The following is a 15,449-nucleotide window of genomic DNA, read 5'->3' as shown; positions in this document are numbered from 1 at the left end:
GGTACGACGGGATGACGTCCGCCAGTACAGAAGCCGGCCCCGACAAGGTTGAAGCAACTAGCTCTGAGAAGGGCCTTGCGCGAGTTGCGCAGTCGCTCGCCAGGTGGACGGAGAAGTGGTTCCCGGACGCCTATGTCGTCGCGCTGGCGGGTGTATTCATCGTGGCCGTTGCCGCACTGGCCAACGGCTCGTCGCCGCGGACAGTCGCGAATGCGTTCGGCGACGGCTTCTGGGATCTGACCGCGTTCACCCTGCAGATGGCGATGGTGGTGCTAACCGGATACGTCATCGCCACCTCCCCACCGGTCGCCCGGCTGATCGACCGGCTGGCCACCTTGCCGCGAACCGCTAGCAGCGCAGTGGGTTTCGTTGCGTTCCTCTCGATGTCGATATCGTTTCTGAACTGGGGACTCAGCCTCGTTTTCGGCGGTCTGCTGGCTCGTGCGATCGCCCGTCGGGCCGATCTACGCGTGGACTATCGCGCGCTGGGCGCGGCGGCATTCATGGGGTTGGGTGCGGTGTGGGCGCTGGGAATATCCTCCTCGGCCGCGCAGCTACAGGCCACCGCCGCCTCGTTGCCTCCGGCCCTGCTGAAAATCACCGGTGTCCTCGACTTCGGGCACACGATCTTCACGTGGCAGTCCCTGCTCATGTGCGCCATCATCATGGCGCTCACTGTGCTGATCGCGCACTTCTCCGCACCGAAGGACGCAGCGATCAAGACCGCCCAGGAACTGGACGTCGATCTGGATGACCATCCCGCGGAAGTGGCTCCACGCTCCCGTCCCGGGGAATGGCTCGAGTACAGCCGTATCCTGCCGATCCTGGCCGCGGTGTTGACGGTGGGCTGGTTGATCTCCCAGCTCACCAGCAAACCGGTGCTTACCGTGGTCAGCAGCCTGAATGGCTATCTGCTCGTCTTCCTCATGCTGGGCTTGCTGCTGCACGGGACCCCGCGCAAGTTCTTGCAGGCCATCTCCCTCGCCGTCCCCGCCACGGCCGGAATTCTCGTCCAGTTCCCGCTGTACGCCGCCATGGCCGCAATCCTCACCAAAGCCAAGGGCCGGGGTGGCCTCACCATCTCCGAACACCTCGCGCACTTCTTCACGAGTATCGGCGGCGGCGGCAGCTTTGCCATCGTCATCGCCCTCTACACCGTGGTACTCGGCGTCTTCGTCCCGTCCGGTGGCGGAAAATGGCTGGTCGAAGCCCCCTACGTCATGCAGGCATCGACCGATGTGCACATGAACCTCGGCTGGACGGTACAGATCTACAATGTGGCCGAGGCGCTGCCGAACCTCATCAACCCGTTCTTCATGCTGCCGCTGCTGGCGGTGCTCAAACTGCGGGCGCGCGACCTCGTCGGATTCACGTTCCTGCAGTTCCTGTTCCACCTGCCGGTGGTTCTGCTTCTCGTATGGCTGCTCGGAATGACATTCGAATACGTGCCCCCGATCCTGCCCGCCACCCCGTGACCTCACCTGCCGAGCCAGGTCCAGTGGGTTCTTGTGTATTCGATTGCCTCTTCGGCGATCTCACGACCGCGGACCTCGACGAGCCGCCCCCGCTATCGGGCGAGAAAATGCCAGCCGACCCATGCCCACACGAGCACAGCGACAATCCTCGCCGTCCGATTACGCATGAGGTAAGCAATGGTTTCCCCGACGGGCGCGACCAGATCCCGGCGCACATGCGTGACCACGGCCACGCCGAGCGCGACCACCAGCACCACCGCGAACCCGACGATGACGATCACCCGATCGCTCATCTCGAGATCAGCCACCAGCCGGCACCCAGCCACACGAGCCATCCGGCGAACCGCAGCGGCAACTGCTCGAGCGCCGGATCCAGCAGCGTCGACAAGGTCGGATGTTGATCGTTGGGCTGCGTCCAATCTGGTTGCTGCACAAAGGCATACACTTCCCACACCGACGCGGCGACCACCAGTGCCGACCACACGACCACGCCACGCCGCAGCCGGGCGGTGCGTGGAATCTGCTCGGGCCTCGCGCGGAATGCCAGCACCGACACCACCACCACCGGGACCGCCACCAGCACGGTTGCCGGCCAACTGAACGGCCGGGTGCCTGCCCCACCCGCCGCCAGCACAACACCGACGGCCAGCAGCAGCATCCACCGCCGGAATGGTCGCGCCGGTTCCCCTGTCACCTGGGCAGAATAAGCCTCTGAGCACCGGATTCGGGTAGGTTCGGTGGCACCGCCGCGGCTTTGTTCGGCTTCTTCTTCACCTTCGGTTTGCCGTGGTGGGGCTCCCACTCGTAGCCCGGCAGGTTCTGTTCGCAGTGCCGGTTTTCGACGACAACATCGCCGCGGTCGAGTTCGCACCAAACGCCGACCCATCCGGCTTCTCCGCCGACGGCGATCTCGCCATCAACCAGCCCGTCGACTGAGCATCGATGAAACCATTCAGTCGGTCGTCCACTCACCCTAAGGAGAACCATGCTCGCAGTAACCGCCGATGTGACTGTCAAGGCCGGGTCCGGCCCCGAGTTCGAATCTGTCGTCGCCGACCTCGTCACCCAGGTCCGGGCCAACGAACCCGGCAATCACGCCTATCAGTTGGTCCGCTCGCAGGCCGATCCCAACAATTACCGGTTCTTCGAAATCTATTCCGACAAGGAAGCTTTGGACGCTCACTCCCGCTCCGACCACTTCCGCGCCGCCGGCAAGCTCATGGCGCCACTTCTGGCCGCGCCCCCGAAGCTCGAGTTCTTCGACACTCTCTGAACCCCACCCTCTGCGGACCCGAACCGTCCGCAGAGGGTAATCCAGCTCGCCGCACGTGCATCCGCCGAATGAAATGCTTCGGCCGCCGCCTGGAAGCGACCCAACCGATGTCGCCGATCCCCGACGGACGCGACACCGGCACGACGCGTCACGGTCGTGCGCAGGGTGCGAGCTGTATGCACGCGGTATGGCGCGACCCGGCCGCCGCGAGCAGCACCGGCCGCCACGGCCTCGACATAGCGGATTGCCGATCCGACGGTCAGGAAGTTCGCTCATGCTCAGCTACCGGGATCCTTATCGTCCTTCACACCGAAGTGGTCGCGGTGGTTCGAGCGCGGCACCAGCCCGTCAGCGGAGCTTGATCGGGCCGCGGATTTGGCGCGCCGCCGCAGTGGCCCAACCGAGGTGGTAGTGGCCGCCCTCGTCCAGGAACTTCGCCCGCAGTTCGTACCAGCGCAGACCCGGGTGCCGGTGGTGCACGCCGTGCAGATCGAAGCTCAGTGCGAAACGCTCCAGCGATCGAAACGTACGCAGGTTCATCGCCTCCAGCGGTGCGTCGAGTTCGGTGCCGTAGTGATAAGCATTGTCCGACAGGGAGATAACCAACGCACGCCCGCCCAGTGCCGCCAACAGCATCCAGCCGTCCGCACTGTAGGCAACAAACGCGGCGGCATAGAGCACAACGATCGCAGCCGCATCGACACGGAACCGACCCAGCACCCCGGCCTGCGCGATACGTTCGAAAAGCAGCCCCGCGACAGAGTCCGGTGCGTCCATCAGCCGACCGAGACGACGCAGCACCGAGACAGGCAGCACGGCCAGCAGCACCGCCGCGACCTCGAGCAGGTACAGACCGCCGAACAGCCGCAGGTAATACCCGGGCGCGGCCTTTACCCAACTCGATGTCGCGGGGTCGTAGATCTCGGTGCGCTCCCGTGTCCTGCTGTACCGATGATGCAGCAGGTGGCCGGCCTCGAGCATCGCAAACGGTGAGCCGTACAGCATCCCCAGCACACGCCCACAAGCATCGTTGACCCCGCGCCCGCGAATCAGGCTGCCGTGGATGGCCTCATGGATCAGCGACCAGAACGGTGTCGTCGACAAAACCATGACCACCAGCGTCCAGCCCCACATCGCACCGCGCGGCAGCAACACCAGCGGCAGCAAGAACATCTGGAAGAACCCGAGACCAACAGCGATGCCGATCAACCAACCATTGATAGCCCGAGCCGGTCGCACCGGTCTCCGGGGCCCGCGAATCCTGTCACGGGTGCGCACCTCGGTCATTCTGCTGCCCTCGTTCACATCGAGCCTGCCACGGCTCATCGTGCCACCACCGACAAGAATCGGACGAGGTCGAAATATGCTGCCGACCAGGAACACTCGATCTTTTCATCGAATGTCCGGTCACGGTTCACCTTGGGCGGCCGCGGCGGCCATCGGGAGGTCCGGCAGCGGCAGACCCGCAACCAGCGCAGTACTGCCCATGATTCGCCATGGCTTGCCATCCTCAGCGATCGAGGTCGGTCATCTGTTCTGTTTCTTCGACTTGATCGGCTTCTTCTTTGTCTTCGGCTTGTCGTGGTCAGGCTCCCACTCGAAGCCCGCCAGATTCTGCTCACAGTGCCAGTTTTCGACGACAGCATCGTCTTGGTCTCGTTCGCACCAGCGTTCCGTCTTGCCGCATGCGGTGAGGCCGAGTCCGGCGGCTACTGCGATTGCCATGGTGATCCCGGTGGCGCGGAATCGGGTGTTATGCATCGGGGTTTCTCCAAGTTCGGTGATTGCGTACCAGCGTCAGTCCTCGGCTATGGTCTCAGCGAGAGTGCGCCAGGTCGGCGAGGGAATCGTGGTCGCCCTCACCCGCGCAGAAGCGCTGCCGGAGTGGCTGAGTCGTCGGTGAGAGTCCGAGCGCATATGAAATCCATTAATAGATGGCCGATTTGGGCACCATCCTCGCCAGTCGACCTTGCAAGAACCTTAACGATCGGCAGGTGAGCTACCGAATCGGACCGAGGCGCCGATTCGGACACCGGTCACTCCACCCGGCGCGCCGCACACTTGCGCGTGATCACACGTGGCCAACACCTGGTCGACTGGATCCAACGGCGCTACACCGCAGCCGAATTCGATCCGGACGCGGCGTTGTCGGTGCCACAACCATTGCGACAGCAACTCGCACCACGATTGCTCGACAATAGTTCGCCCTTGCGAGCCAGCTGCCGTTGACTACTACGGTTTTTCACAATCCGCGACGCCGTCATCGCCGACGCGGTATCGGGACCCCGGTTGATGACCGCTGGCTATTTTTCAGAGTTAAATCGCGATTTTCCGGTTTGAAACGAAGAAACCAAATGTATTCATCGCTTCTTCGTTATCGACGCTTGTTGCGGAATCCCTACCGATCTATGATCGCTACAAACGCTCGCGCACCAGGAGGTATCGGAGCGGACGATGAACAATACGGATAATGGATCGCCGACCGACGGCCGCGTCTCCCCCTCGCGAAGACCCCACAACGGACCGACAAAGTCGTTTACAACCCGAGACGGCCGTCAGCTCAGTTATCTCGAGGTCGGAGATCCGCATGGTCCGCTCGTAATTCATAATCATGGTGGCCCCAGTAGCCGGATCGAGGCCCGTTTTTTCGCAGCTTCCGCAACGAAGAAGCGGTTACGACTCGTATGCGTCGACCGTCCCGGGATAGGACAGTCCAGTCCGCAGAGAACACGGACGTACGCCGGATGGGCCGACGACATGACAGCAATTGCTGACGCGTTGGGATGCAACGAATTCGGAGTGACCGGCTGGTCGGAGGGTGGTCCGTGGGCACTTGCGGCAGCCGCGTACATCGATCCGCTTCGACTGCGCCACGTCAGCAGCATCGCAGGCGGCAGCTACGGAGCATTCGGGGACAACTGGGCGGCAGATTACCTCTCCAAAGTCGACGCGCTGGGGGGTTCCCTCGCACTGCGCTGCACACCTGGCTTTCGCCTCATGTACGCAGTCCTCGGCATAACCGCCAAACGCTTCCGCAAGCCCTACCTCGAACAAGCCCGGAAAGCCGTCAACGGCTACGATCGGCAGATCTTGCTTCAGCAGAGCTTTGCAAGCGACTTCTCTGAAGCGAGCGCCGAATGCTTCGCCCAAGGTTCCGACGGGCTGGTCCGCGACAGTGAATTCCTCTATCGGAATTGGGCTTTCGACGTGACAACGATCGAGCGCCGAGTCCACATGTGGCAAGGACTGGATGACCGACTGGTGCCGGATCCCATCAACAAAGCGGTGGCCGATCGAATGCCTGGTTCGGTATGGCATCCAGTCGAGGGTGCCGGGCACTTCGTAGCTGTCGGATCGGCGGACGAATTGCTCGAAATCGCGGCCGAGGAACTGCGAGCGTAGCGCCTCGAACCGCAGCAACCGTTGGACAAGCACTATCGAGACAAGGTGCGCCGGCGGCGTTCCGCGACGCGCAGATGATCAACGGCAGGACTCTTCCTGCGCGCGGATCAGACCTCGACTTCGAGTTCGCGACGTTGCAGGCGGCCGAACCGGACATACGTTCGACACCGCGGCCCCGAATCACCGGGCCGGATGGCCAGGCGTGTTCTGGTCATACGGAGGCTGCTCGGGCTGGGTCTGCTCCGGCTGCTGCTCTGGGTGCTGTTGCTCGAGCAGAGGCTCTTCGGGCGAAGGCACGTGCGGCGGAGGCGGCTCGGCCAGTGCGTAGTCGGACCGGGTCACTGTGGCCGACGTAGCGGCGACGTTCGCGATCGCAGTCCCCCCGAGCACGAGCGCCAGTGGAACCGCTCCCGCCACGACGATCGAGACCATCTTCTGTCGACGCGGGCCGGGAGCCCTGTGTTTGCTTGTGCCCATAGATATATCCCTTTCATAGGAAAGGAGATTTCAGACTCCAATATTTCTGTCCGACAGCCATATCGAAAGACTTCGGAGTATCTCCGAGCATAGGTGACAGTTTGCCGCATGTCTATGGCACCTGTTCGATCTGTATGAATATTCTGGTCGATGAATTGGGTAACGTGAACACTGAATAAGACGGGCGATTGCGATGGCTTCGGATGCTCGCATCTCGTACTACCAGACTTCGCGATCAGGTGAGCGGCGATGTTGTGCTCGTTCACGAAGGTCAACGGCGGTATACCTGTCAACCGAGAATCAGATCCCGCCCGGCCACCGGACCGCCGGGCGCTGGGCGCACCTCCGCCGCGTCGCGCCCACTTTTCGGTCTACCGCATCGCTGACCCGGCATCCGAAATTTCGATTCGCATCGAGTGCCTGTTAATTGTTCGAATTTATTTCGGTTCGCCGCCGGGCTTTCCGTCGCGGGTAAGCAAGGAACCGATCGGGGGCGCCTCAAATCGGCTCGATGACGCTCTTGCGCAGGTGCCCGTAGACCACCGAGGTGCGTACGTCCGCGAGCTCCTGCCGCACGGTCAGCTTGTCCAGGACCACCGCGTGCAGATGGTCGGTGTCGCGAACCGCCACATGGAGCAGGAAGTCCTCGGTGCCCGTGAGCACGAAGACTCCGATCACCTCGGGCATCCGCGCCACGAAGGCCTGGAACTGCTCGATGATCGCACGCGTCGGCGGCCGTACCCGCACGGCGATGATCGCCTGTAGCCCCCGGCCGATCGAGGGGAGGTCCACCTCGGCGTGAAATCCGAGCAGCACACCCCGCTCGCGGAGGGAGCGCACCCGTTCCAGGCACGTGGAGGGGGCGATGCCCAACTCCTGCGCCAGATCCCGGTTGGTGCGCCGACCGTCTTGCTGCAGAAGCCGCAGCAACGCCGAATCTAGTTCGTCCATGTTCCGTCTCACTTGCAAGTAGCCGAATTTCGTTCGGCCAGCGTGCCATATACCCGGACTAATTGCTAGCTTGCTGGCTGTCGTTCCGTTCATAATGCGCTTCTCCACGATGCGGTCGGGCGGCGATGAGAAGGTCGGATGGGAAGGGGTATCTGGGGTGGACGAGCCGAGGACCAGGATCTTGGCGATCTGTTCGGTCGTGGCGGCCGCGCTGTTCTGGAGCAGTTCGTACGCGGTGACCAAGCAGGTGCTGGCAGACGTCGGACCGTTGACCATCGGAGCCATCCGCTTCACGCTCGCCGCCGTGCTGCTCGGGATCATGGTGCGCGTGCGCCGCACCCCGGCCGCACGGCCGGATGCCCGTCAGCGGCGGATGATCTACCTGAGCGGCGTGCTCGGCATCACGGTCTACTTCGTGCTGGAAAATATCGGCGTCGAGCTGTCGACCGCCTCCGACGCCTCGTTGATCGTGGCCACCTACCCGCTGATGACCATGCTCGTGGAGCTGGTGGTTTTCCGGGCCGGAATGCCGCCGCTGCGGGTCGGCGGCGTGCTGCTCGCCGCGGCGGGAGCCTTCCTGGTAGTGCGCAACGGAGCGGAAGTCGGAGGCAGCGGGCGGTGGTTGGGCGATATCCTGCTGCTGCTCGGCGGGCTGGTGTGGGCCGGGTACAACGTGCTGGGCAAGTACGCGGGGCGCGGGCAGGACGCGGTGAATCTCACCTACTACCAGACCATGGCGGGCGCCGCCGGCTTCCTGCTCGCCTCGCTCCCGGAGATCGGAGACTTGCGGATACCGCACGCCACGACCTCAGCGCTGCTCGCCTATCTGGCCGTGGCATGTTCGGTCGGCGGCTTCCTGCTCTACAACTACGGTCTGCGCCGGATGACCTCGAGCGTCGCGGTCAACATCCTCAACCTGGTACCGGTGTTCGGCGTGCTGGGTGCGGTGGGGATCAACGGCGAGACGGTCCGGCTCGGGCAGGTCTTCGGCGGCGTGATCATCGTCGCCGGTGTGACAGTCGGGTTGATCGAGCGCCGAACAGCGGTCGAGAAAGCCGCGGTTTCCGAGCCGACCACGGTCGGCGAGTGCGCTTGAACGGATCAACAGGAAAACGCTGCAGGAGCCCGTATCTCGACCTCAGTGAGCTGCACTTCCCTGCGAGGGTCCGTGTCCTCGCGCCGATTTTGTCCGGCCGCTCACTCGAGCGGCCGGACAGCGTTTGTCAGCTGGCGGTCGCCGGTTCGTGGCTCGCGACGACGAACTCGCCGATCGAGGCGTCGACCGCATCGCGCACGCGAATCGTCTGGGGCAGTAACCCGTTCGCGGCGAGCAAGTCCGCGGCGTGCTGCTGTTCGTCGAGGAATTCCTTGGTCACCGGGCCGATGCCGAACGGCCGCCCGCGCAGCGCCGCCTCCCATGCATCCAGATCGGCGCTGCCACCCCGGGCGACGACATCGTCGACGAAGTACTGGGCGGCCGCGCGTGGGTTCTGCACGATCCACGCATCGGATTCCTGCAGCGCGGCAATGATCGCCTCGAGGGCTTCGCGATTGCTATCGGCGAAGTCGCGGCGGGTGAACCAGAGCGAAGGATGGCTGAACAGCGACTCGGTGTCGATCAGCGTCCGCAGTTCGGTGACTGCCTCCACGGCGGTCAAGCCCGGGTAGGCGCCGACCCAGGCATCGAGGTCGCCGGCCAGCAGTGCGGCGCTACCGTCGTGCACATCGGTATCGACCGGTTCGATGTCGGCCCAGCCCAGTCCGGCCTTCTCCAGCGCGAACAGCAGCAGGGTGGTCTGCCAGGATCCATGGGCGATGCCGACCCGCTTGCCCGTCAAATCGGCGACCGATTCGACGCCGCTGTCGGCCTTGGTGACCAGGCGCCCGTTCTCGATACGCGGACCGGAGATGCCGACGTAGACGATGTCACGGCCGTGGGCCAAGGCGGTGACCGGCGGGGTGAAGCCGGTGCCGATGAAGTCGTAGCCGGGATCGGTGAACAAGAAGTCCGAATGCAGCGACGGCAGTGCGGTTTTCACATCCACGCGCTCCGGCTGCGGCAGGGCGCACAGGTCCACCCATTCCACCTCGGGCAGGGTGCGCTCGAGGATGCCGCGGTGGCGCAGGACGAACAGGGAGTTGTTGTGCGGGAAGTAGCCGACCCGAACGGTCATGAAAAGGCTCCTGGGGATGCTGGGAAGTGATGGTCAGATCAGGCCGCGGCGGCGGGCTTCGTCGGCGAGGCCGGTGCGGCCCCACTGGACGGCCAGGTTGGAATTGTCGAAATCGACCGAGCCGCCGAGTGTTTCGGCGATGGCCTGATACTGGGCACCTTCCTCGAGCAACACCACCAGCTTGGCCAGCTCCAGCAGTCCGGCGCGGCCGATGACGTTGGCACCGCCGTTGGCTTCGAAGATGGCGATCAGGTCGGGGTCCCGCGTGAGCTGGTCGAGGATGAAATCCCCGGCGCCGATGCTGCGGTCGATATGCGGTGCGATCTGCCGCGACAGGGTCAGCCGCTGCACCGCGGCGTAGCGGATGGGGAATACGCGGTGGGTCTGGGCCCAGCCGCCCAGCCACGGGCTGTGCACGTGCACCACGGAGGTGATCTCCGGATGCGCGCGGAACACCTTGGCGTAGCCGGTGACGAACCCAGCGGATCCGGTGCCCGAGAGCACCTCTCCGTTGAAGCCGGCCACGACCGGCACGAGGGTGCGGTCGTCGGCCCACGGGCCCGGTTCGTTGAGGGCGACGGCGATCTCGGTGCCCGGTACGCGTTCGACGAAATTGACAGTGCCATTGCCGGTGACGGTGCCGGTCTCACGCAGCACTCGGAAGGCTGTCTCTGCGTCGCGGGTCGCGGCGGCGACGAAGGCCTGCACGGTCTCGTCGAGCCGAATCTCGGTGGCGGTCATGGCTTCTCCTGGTCAGGCGTGGGTGAGCACGGGAGTGGTCGGGGTGGTCAGACGGGTGCGACCCAGCAGCGGCAGAACTTCCTCACCGATCCGGTAGGCCTCTTCCAGATGCGGGTTACCGGCAAGAATGAAGGCGTCCACACCGAGATCGATCAACTCGTCGAGGCGTTGGGCGACCTGTTCGTAGCTGCCGACCAGACCGAAGGCGGGGCCGCCGCGAATCAGGCTGAACCCGCACCAGACATTGGGCTGCACTTCCAGATCGCGGTAGCCGGTGATGGTTTCGGGCACCCAGCCTTTGATGCGGGCCGCACCGACCGAATCACCTCGAGCGGCGCGGTTGGCGGCGTCGCGATCGACGAAGGCCCAGCCTTTGCGGATCTCGGCCCAGGCCGCTTCCTCGGTGTGGCGGGCCACGATGTCGATGCGGACCGCGAATTTCGGGGTGCGCCCGATCGTTTCGGCGTGCGCGCGCACCCCGTCGAACTTGGCGCGCAGATCGGCATACGGCTCGAGCCAGGACAGATAGTAGTCGGCGTGACGGCCGGCGGCCTGCACTGCCGCACCCGAGGACCCGGAGAAGTAGACCTCCGGGAACGGTTGCCCGGCCAGCCCCGGCGGCAGCGCGGCGGCGTCGGTGCCGAAGAACCGGCCGTCATGAGTGAACGGCTGCCCGTCCCACACCCCACGCAGCACATCGAGGAATTCGCTGGTGCGCGCGTAGCGGTCGTCGTGGGATACCTTGTCGCCCCACCACAATTGGGCCGGGCCGCCGCCTCCGCTGATGATGTTGTAGACCAGCCGTCCGCCGGTAGCGCGTTGCAGGCTGGCCGACATGCGCGCGGCCTGCACCGGATGCAGAAACCCGGGCTGGAAGGCGACCATGAACCGGTAGGTGGTGGTCTCGCGGGCCAGCGCCGCGGCGAAGGCCCACGGGTCCTCGGTCACTGGGAACGAGGGCAGCAGACCGCCCAGGAACCCGGCCGTTTCACTGGCTTTGGCGACGGCGGCGACGTGGTCGATGTAGCTGTAGCCGTCGAGTGCGCCGCCGCGCACGGCCGGAGCGATATTGCCGGGGCCGTAGCCGTTGGCGTGGCCGCGGTTGTAGCGGCGCGGGGTACGCAGGGAGGCATGGTCGCCTTCCATGCCGATGCGCCAATAGATGTCGATGCTCATGCCGTGGTCTCCTGCAGGGTGCGGCCGGCCGGATCGGCCAGGAACAGCAAATGCTCACCGGCGCGGTGCACTTCCTCGATATGCGGGTGCCCGGACAACACGATGCTGTCGAAACCGGCGGCCTCGTAGACCCGCAACTGGTGGGCGACCTGCTCGTAGCTACCGACCAGGCCGACCGGCTGCAGGTAGCCGAGCTCGGCGAACCCGGCCCAACGGGCACCGTCGAGACTCAGCGACCGCGCGCCGGGACCGTCGGGATGTACTTCGCGCCATTGGCGTTCCGCGCGCGCCCACGCCTCGTCCTCGGTTTCCCGGGCGATCACCGGCAGCTCCAGCCCCGCGCGCACATAGCGGCCGGTCTCAGCGGTGCGCTCTCGCAACTGCGCCAGCGCCGCGGCCGGACCATCGAGACCATCGCTGGATTCGGTGAACAGGTGCACATCACCGTGGCGGGCCGCAAGATCCAGTGCCGGCTCCGAAGTACCCGACAGGTACACCGTCGGGAACGGCAACCCGGACAAAATGCCGCGGAAGCCGCCGTCGATCACGTTGTAGTATTCGCCCGCGAAATCGAACCCGGTGCCTTGGAATCCGGCGCCGGGCACCGGGTCGGCATTCCACACCCCGTGCGCCACGGTCAGGAACTCTGCTGCCCGCGCGTACCGGTCGTCCCCGCTGACCCGGTCGCCGCGGGTACGCGCATCTTCGGGATCGGTGTCGACGGCCAGCCGCCAGCCCAGCCGTCCCGCGGACAGCCTTTGCAGGGTGGCCGAGACCTTCGCCGCGTACACCGGAGTTCCGAAAGCAGGCTGGAATTCGACGATCACGCGCGCGTGGCGGGTGGCGCGCAACGCACCGCCGGCCACGATCCACGATTCCTCGCCCAGCGGGTCGTACGGCGCGAGCACACCGTCGAGGCCCGCCAGCTCGGCGGCGTCGATCACCTGGTGCAGATCGTCGAAAGGCCCGAAGTGCCCGGGGCGTACATCGGTCGGCTCCCGGTCGTCCGGGCGCGCACCGAAGGGCCCGCCCGCCGGTGTCGGAACCGGGTCACCGAATCCACCGCGGTGACGCAACTGCGGTCGAGCCCGGCGACCGTCACCATGGCTGGGCAGCCGCCACAGATATTCGGTCATGCCGCGACCTGCCCGGCGGCGACCAGCTCCCGCGCCCGCGCCAGCGGCTCATGGACGACCCAGGAGTCGAGATCGAAATCAGCGGCCAGGAAACCGTGGGTATAGAGGAATTGTTTCTGCACCCCGAGCAGCTCCAGGCGTTCGGGATCCAACGACGGATGCAGACCACGATGGAACTCGGTGCCGTAGGCGGCCACGACTCCCGCAGGCCCCGACAGGGTTTCGCGTTGCAGCACCTCCCGCACGCCGTCGAGATTTTCGGTCGCCCAGTCCGCGGCCCGCAGGCTCTGAGCCAGGAACCCGATCACCGCGTCCGGGTTGGTGTCGAGCAGATCCTGATGCACCGTAATCGGGCGCGGGGTGCCGTTGTTGACGCGCAGACGTTTGGTGTCGGTGGCGTCCAGGTCCACCGCTACCCGCAGCCCGTGCTGCGCGGCGAGTTCCTGAGCGCGGGCGCCTTTGACGTAGATGGCGTCGACCTCACCGCGCAGCAACTCCTCGGCGCCCCAGGTGATGGACCGGGAACGCTGCTGAACCTCGGTGCGCACCTGCGGATCCCGCTCCACCTCCAGTTCCACGACCCGCACATCGGCGAGGGTGAGCCCACCCAGGCGCACGGCGCTGGTGAAACCGTGCAGGGCCATCGCTCGCGGGAAGCTGCGTGCCTGATCCTGCGCCCAGGCGGGGATGCCGATCCGCAGTCCCGCCAGTTCGGCCGGTGAACTCACCGGTGACTGCGGTCCGACCAGAATGGCCTGCGCTTCGTCGATCCAGGTCAGCCCGATCAGCCGGGTCGGTGAGCCCTGAGCGCGCGCGGCCAACGCGGGCACGTTACCGCCTTCACGCACCAAACCCTCGAGAGTGTGGTCGAAGTGGCGGGCAGCCAGCTCCGGACCGGCGTCCTGCAGGATCCCGAAATCCAGGCCATGGGTGCGGGCGGTCTCGCCCAGCCAGCCCAGACTGTGAGCCAGCCCGCTGGCGGTCGGCACCGGGCAGCGGGTGTACCAGAGGGTACCGGCAGGCTCGGGCTGTGCTGTGGTGGTCATCTATGCTCCTGAGTTCTTCGAGGGCGCGGCGCCGACGCCGAGTTCGGCTAGGAAGGCCGCGCGATAGCGCAGCGCGGTAGCGTCGTTGCCGTCGCGCGGATGGGCCAGGTCGATTTCGGTGTCCACCGCGAAGCGGCCGCGATCGAGAATGAGCACCCGGTCGGCCAGGCGCACCGCCTCGTCCACGTCATGGGTCACCATGAGCACCGCCGGGTGATGGCGGGTCACCAACTCCCCCACCAGGTCCTGCATCTGCAACCGGGTCAGCGCGTCCAGCGCGGCGAACGGCTCGTCCAGCAACAGCAGTTCGGGTTCGCGCACCAGCGCCCGCGCCAGCGCCGCACGCTGGGCTTCACCACCGGACAGGGTCGCCGGCCACTGCCGGGCCTTACCGTCCAGATGCACCTCGGCCAGCGCGCGCAGGCCCGCGTCCCGGGTCTGCTTCGAACGGCGTTGCCCGACCGTCACATTGGCCAGCACCCGCTTGGACGGGATCAGCCGCGGCTCCTGATAGACGGTGGTGCGCACCGCCGGCACCAGGACCTGCCCGGCATCAGGGGTTTCCAGGCCGGTGAGCAGGCGCAGCAAGGTGGTCTTGCCGGTGCCGCTGGGGCCGAGCAGGACCACGAACTCGCCGCGGCGAATGGTCAGATCGACCCCGTCGAGGACGATCTTGTCACCGAAGGCCTTGCGCAGTCCGGTGATCCGTACGGCGGCCGGCGCGGTAGCACGCGGCGACTGTTCGACGGCGGTCATCGGATTGCCACCTGCCGCCGCCAGGGCATCGCATACCGTTCGGCCAACCGCACCACGGCGTCGAAGATCAACCCCAGCACCGCATACAGCACCACGCACAGCACCATGTAGTCGGTGCGGTTGTACTCCTGCGCCAACGTGACCAGATAGCCCACACCCTCGGTGGTGCCGACCTGTTCGGCGGCGATGAGGCCGGTGATGCTGATGGACAAGCACACCCGCAGCGCCATGAGGATCCCGGGCAGCGCCGAGGGCAGGATCACCTCGAGCACCAGCCGAGCCCCGCTCAAACCGAATCCGCGCGCAGCCTCGACCACTTTGCGGTCCACATTGCGCACTCCCAGATAGGTGTACGCGTACATGGGCGCGACAGTGGCCACCGCGATGAGTGCCACCTTGTACAGCTCGTCGATGCCGAACCAGGCGATGAACAAGGGCACCAGCGCCAGGAACGGCACCGCGCGCACGATCTGCATGGTGGAGTCCACCAATTCCTCACCGAGGCTGGACAATCCGGCGATCAGGCCGAGCAGCAGCCCGACACCGACACCCAGCCCGACACCGAACGCGGCGCGGGTGAAGGAGGCCACCGCGAAGTCGAGCAGCTGGCCACTGCCCAGCAGTTCGGTGAACGCCGACCAGACCTTGGGCGGTCCGGCCAGCACCTGCGGCGAGAGCACACCGGTGGCCGAGCCGATCCACCAGGCGGCGACGATCAACGCGGGCAGCAGCACACGCAGCGGTACCGACAGCCAAGCCGGGTGCGCTTTCTCGACCCGAGTCCGCGGCGGAGCCAACGTGGCGAGGTCTTCCTCGGCAGCGGGGACAGTGAGGACAGCCAT

16 protein-coding genes are annotated in these 15,449 nt (G+C 65.6%); 4 read left to right on the top strand and 12 right to left on the bottom strand.

The window, feature by feature from the left end; translation table 11 throughout:
• Positions 1–11 precede the first annotated feature (11 nt).
• Positions 12–1,475: a short-chain fatty acid transporter gene (locus ACIBW7_RS12980; protein WP_397046430.1), complete on the top strand. Its 1,464-nt coding sequence runs from the start codon at positions 12–14 to the stop codon at positions 1,473–1,475.
• A 92-nt stretch (positions 1,476–1,567) separates the two neighbouring features.
• Here the strand turns inward: ACIBW7_RS12980 and ACIBW7_RS12975 are convergent, their stop codons facing one another.
• Positions 1,568–1,783, bottom strand: a complete 216-nt coding sequence (locus ACIBW7_RS12975) for a DUF6186 family protein (protein WP_397046429.1) — start codon at positions 1,781–1,783, stop codon at positions 1,568–1,570.
• Positions 1,765–2,133 carry a hypothetical protein gene (locus ACIBW7_RS12970; RefSeq protein ID WP_397046428.1) on the bottom strand — a complete coding sequence of 123 codons (369 nt, stop codon included), beginning with the start codon at positions 2,131–2,133 and terminating at the stop codon, positions 1,765–1,767. The genes ACIBW7_RS12975 and ACIBW7_RS12970 overlap by 19 nt, the downstream gene beginning before the upstream one ends.
• Before the next feature lie 327 nt (positions 2,134–2,460).
• Here ACIBW7_RS12970 and ACIBW7_RS12965 point away from each other — a divergent pair, with 327 nt between their 5' ends.
• The gene (locus ACIBW7_RS12965; RefSeq protein ID WP_397046427.1) at positions 2,461–2,748 is read left to right on the top strand and encodes a putative quinol monooxygenase; all 288 of its coding nucleotides are present in this window, start codon (positions 2,461–2,463) and stop codon (positions 2,746–2,748) included.
• A 348-nt stretch (positions 2,749–3,096) separates the two neighbouring features.
• Here the strand turns inward: ACIBW7_RS12965 and ACIBW7_RS12960 are convergent, their stop codons facing one another.
• Positions 3,097–4,074: a fatty acid desaturase gene (locus ACIBW7_RS12960; protein WP_397046426.1), complete on the bottom strand. Its 978-nt coding sequence runs from the start codon at positions 4,072–4,074 to the stop codon at positions 3,097–3,099.
• Between the two features lie 201 nt (positions 4,075–4,275).
• Positions 4,276–4,509, bottom strand: coding sequence for a hypothetical protein (locus ACIBW7_RS12955; RefSeq protein ID WP_397046425.1), 234 nt, complete (start codon positions 4,507–4,509; stop codon positions 4,276–4,278).
• Positions 4,510–5,202: 693 nt separating this feature from the next.
• Between ACIBW7_RS12955 and ACIBW7_RS12950 the strand changes: the two genes are divergently transcribed.
• Positions 5,203–6,150, top strand: a complete 948-nt coding sequence (locus ACIBW7_RS12950) for an alpha/beta fold hydrolase (protein WP_397046424.1) — start codon at positions 5,203–5,205, stop codon at positions 6,148–6,150.
• Positions 6,151–7,125: 975 nt separating this feature from the next.
• Here ACIBW7_RS12950 and ACIBW7_RS12945 read toward each other — a convergent pair.
• Positions 7,126–7,578: an Lrp/AsnC family transcriptional regulator gene (locus ACIBW7_RS12945; RefSeq protein ID WP_063040920.1), complete on the bottom strand. Its 453-nt coding sequence runs from the start codon at positions 7,576–7,578 to the stop codon at positions 7,126–7,128.
• A 157-nt stretch (positions 7,579–7,735) separates the two neighbouring features.
• On the opposite strand from ACIBW7_RS12945, the gene ACIBW7_RS12940 reads away from it, so the two are divergent.
• Entirely contained in the window at positions 7,736–8,674 is a 939-nt protein-coding gene (locus ACIBW7_RS12940) for a DMT family transporter (RefSeq protein ID WP_397046423.1), read from the top strand.
• 127 nt (positions 8,675–8,801) lie between these two features.
• On the opposite strand, the gene ACIBW7_RS12935 is transcribed toward ACIBW7_RS12940, so the two are convergent.
• Genes ACIBW7_RS12935 through ACIBW7_RS12905 form a run of 7 tightly spaced genes read right to left on the bottom strand, consistent with a single transcriptional unit; the run spans position 8,802 to position 15,449 of the window.
• Positions 8,802–9,752 (bottom strand): ABC transporter substrate-binding protein, encoded by a 951-nt coding sequence (locus ACIBW7_RS12935; RefSeq protein ID WP_397046422.1) that lies wholly within the window; start codon positions 9,750–9,752, stop codon positions 8,802–8,804.
• Between the two features lie 33 nt (positions 9,753–9,785).
• Entirely contained in the window at positions 9,786–10,493 is a 708-nt protein-coding gene (locus ACIBW7_RS12930; protein ID WP_397046421.1) for a class II aldolase/adducin family protein, read from the bottom strand.
• Positions 10,494–10,505: 12 nt separating this feature from the next.
• Positions 10,506–11,669 carry an LLM class flavin-dependent oxidoreductase gene (locus ACIBW7_RS12925; RefSeq protein WP_397046420.1) on the bottom strand — a complete coding sequence of 388 codons (1,164 nt, stop codon included), beginning with the start codon at positions 11,667–11,669 and terminating at the stop codon, positions 10,506–10,508.
• Positions 11,666–12,805: an LLM class flavin-dependent oxidoreductase gene (locus ACIBW7_RS12920; RefSeq protein WP_397046419.1), complete on the bottom strand. Its 1,140-nt coding sequence runs from the start codon at positions 12,803–12,805 to the stop codon at positions 11,666–11,668. The genes ACIBW7_RS12925 and ACIBW7_RS12920 overlap by 4 nt, the downstream gene beginning before the upstream one ends.
• Positions 12,802–13,851: an ABC transporter substrate-binding protein gene (locus tag ACIBW7_RS12915; RefSeq protein WP_397046418.1), complete on the bottom strand. Its 1,050-nt coding sequence runs from the start codon at positions 13,849–13,851 to the stop codon at positions 12,802–12,804. The genes ACIBW7_RS12920 and ACIBW7_RS12915 overlap by 4 nt, the downstream gene beginning before the upstream one ends.
• Positions 13,852–14,607: an ABC transporter ATP-binding protein gene (locus ACIBW7_RS12910; protein WP_397046417.1), complete on the bottom strand. Its 756-nt coding sequence runs from the start codon at positions 14,605–14,607 to the stop codon at positions 13,852–13,854.
• On the bottom strand, positions 14,604–15,449 hold the full coding sequence (locus ACIBW7_RS12905; RefSeq protein WP_397046416.1) for an ABC transporter permease: 846 nt from the start codon (positions 15,447–15,449) through the stop codon (positions 14,604–14,606). The genes ACIBW7_RS12910 and ACIBW7_RS12905 overlap by 4 nt, the downstream gene beginning before the upstream one ends.

The sequence above is a fragment of the Nocardia sp. NPDC049526 genome, from assembly GCF_044465765.1.
GTDB lineage: Bacteria > Actinomycetota > Actinomycetes > Mycobacteriales > Mycobacteriaceae > Nocardia.
This window is presented reverse-complemented; position numbering and strand designations above follow the sequence as displayed.

What these genes read in the sequence shown, in the direction of transcription:
- ACIBW7_RS12980 (WP_397046430.1), top strand. Translation starts at nt 12, where the DNA reads ATGACGTCCGCCAGTACAGAAGCCGGCCCCGACAAGGTTGAAGCAACT.
- ACIBW7_RS12970 (WP_397046428.1), bottom strand. Translation starts at nt 2,133, where the DNA reads ATGCTGCTGCTGGCCGTCGGTGTTGTGCTGGCGGCGGGTGGGGCAGGC.
- ACIBW7_RS12965 (WP_397046427.1), top strand. Translation starts at nt 2,461, where the DNA reads ATGCTCGCAGTAACCGCCGATGTGACTGTCAAGGCCGGGTCCGGCCCC.
- ACIBW7_RS12960 (WP_397046426.1), bottom strand. Translation starts at nt 4,074, where the DNA reads ATGAGCCGTGGCAGGCTCGATGTGAACGAGGGCAGCAGAATGACCGAG.
- ACIBW7_RS12955 (WP_397046425.1), bottom strand. Translation starts at nt 4,509, where the DNA reads ATGCATAACACCCGATTCCGCGCCACCGGGATCACCATGGCAATCGCA.
- ACIBW7_RS12950 (WP_397046424.1), top strand. Translation starts at nt 5,203, where the DNA reads ATGAACAATACGGATAATGGATCGCCGACCGACGGCCGCGTCTCCCCC.
- ACIBW7_RS12945 (WP_063040920.1), bottom strand. Translation starts at nt 7,578, where the DNA reads ATGGACGAACTAGATTCGGCGTTGCTGCGGCTTCTGCAGCAAGACGGT.
- ACIBW7_RS12935 (WP_397046422.1), bottom strand. Translation starts at nt 9,752, where the DNA reads ATGACCGTTCGGGTCGGCTACTTCCCGCACAACAACTCCCTGTTCGTC.
- ACIBW7_RS12930 (WP_397046421.1), bottom strand. Translation starts at nt 10,493, where the DNA reads ATGACCGCCACCGAGATTCGGCTCGACGAGACCGTGCAGGCCTTCGTC.
- ACIBW7_RS12925 (WP_397046420.1), bottom strand. Translation starts at nt 11,669, where the DNA reads ATGAGCATCGACATCTATTGGCGCATCGGCATGGAAGGCGACCATGCC.
- ACIBW7_RS12920 (WP_397046419.1), bottom strand. Translation starts at nt 12,805, where the DNA reads ATGACCGAATATCTGTGGCGGCTGCCCAGCCATGGTGACGGTCGCCGG.
- ACIBW7_RS12915 (WP_397046418.1), bottom strand. Translation starts at nt 13,851, where the DNA reads ATGACCACCACAGCACAGCCCGAGCCTGCCGGTACCCTCTGGTACACC.
- ACIBW7_RS12910 (WP_397046417.1), bottom strand. Translation starts at nt 14,607, where the DNA reads ATGACCGCCGTCGAACAGTCGCCGCGTGCTACCGCGCCGGCCGCCGTA.
- ACIBW7_RS12905 (WP_397046416.1), bottom strand. Translation starts at nt 15,449, where the DNA reads ATGGCTGTCCTCACTGTCCCCGCTGCCGAGGAAGACCTCGCCACGTTG.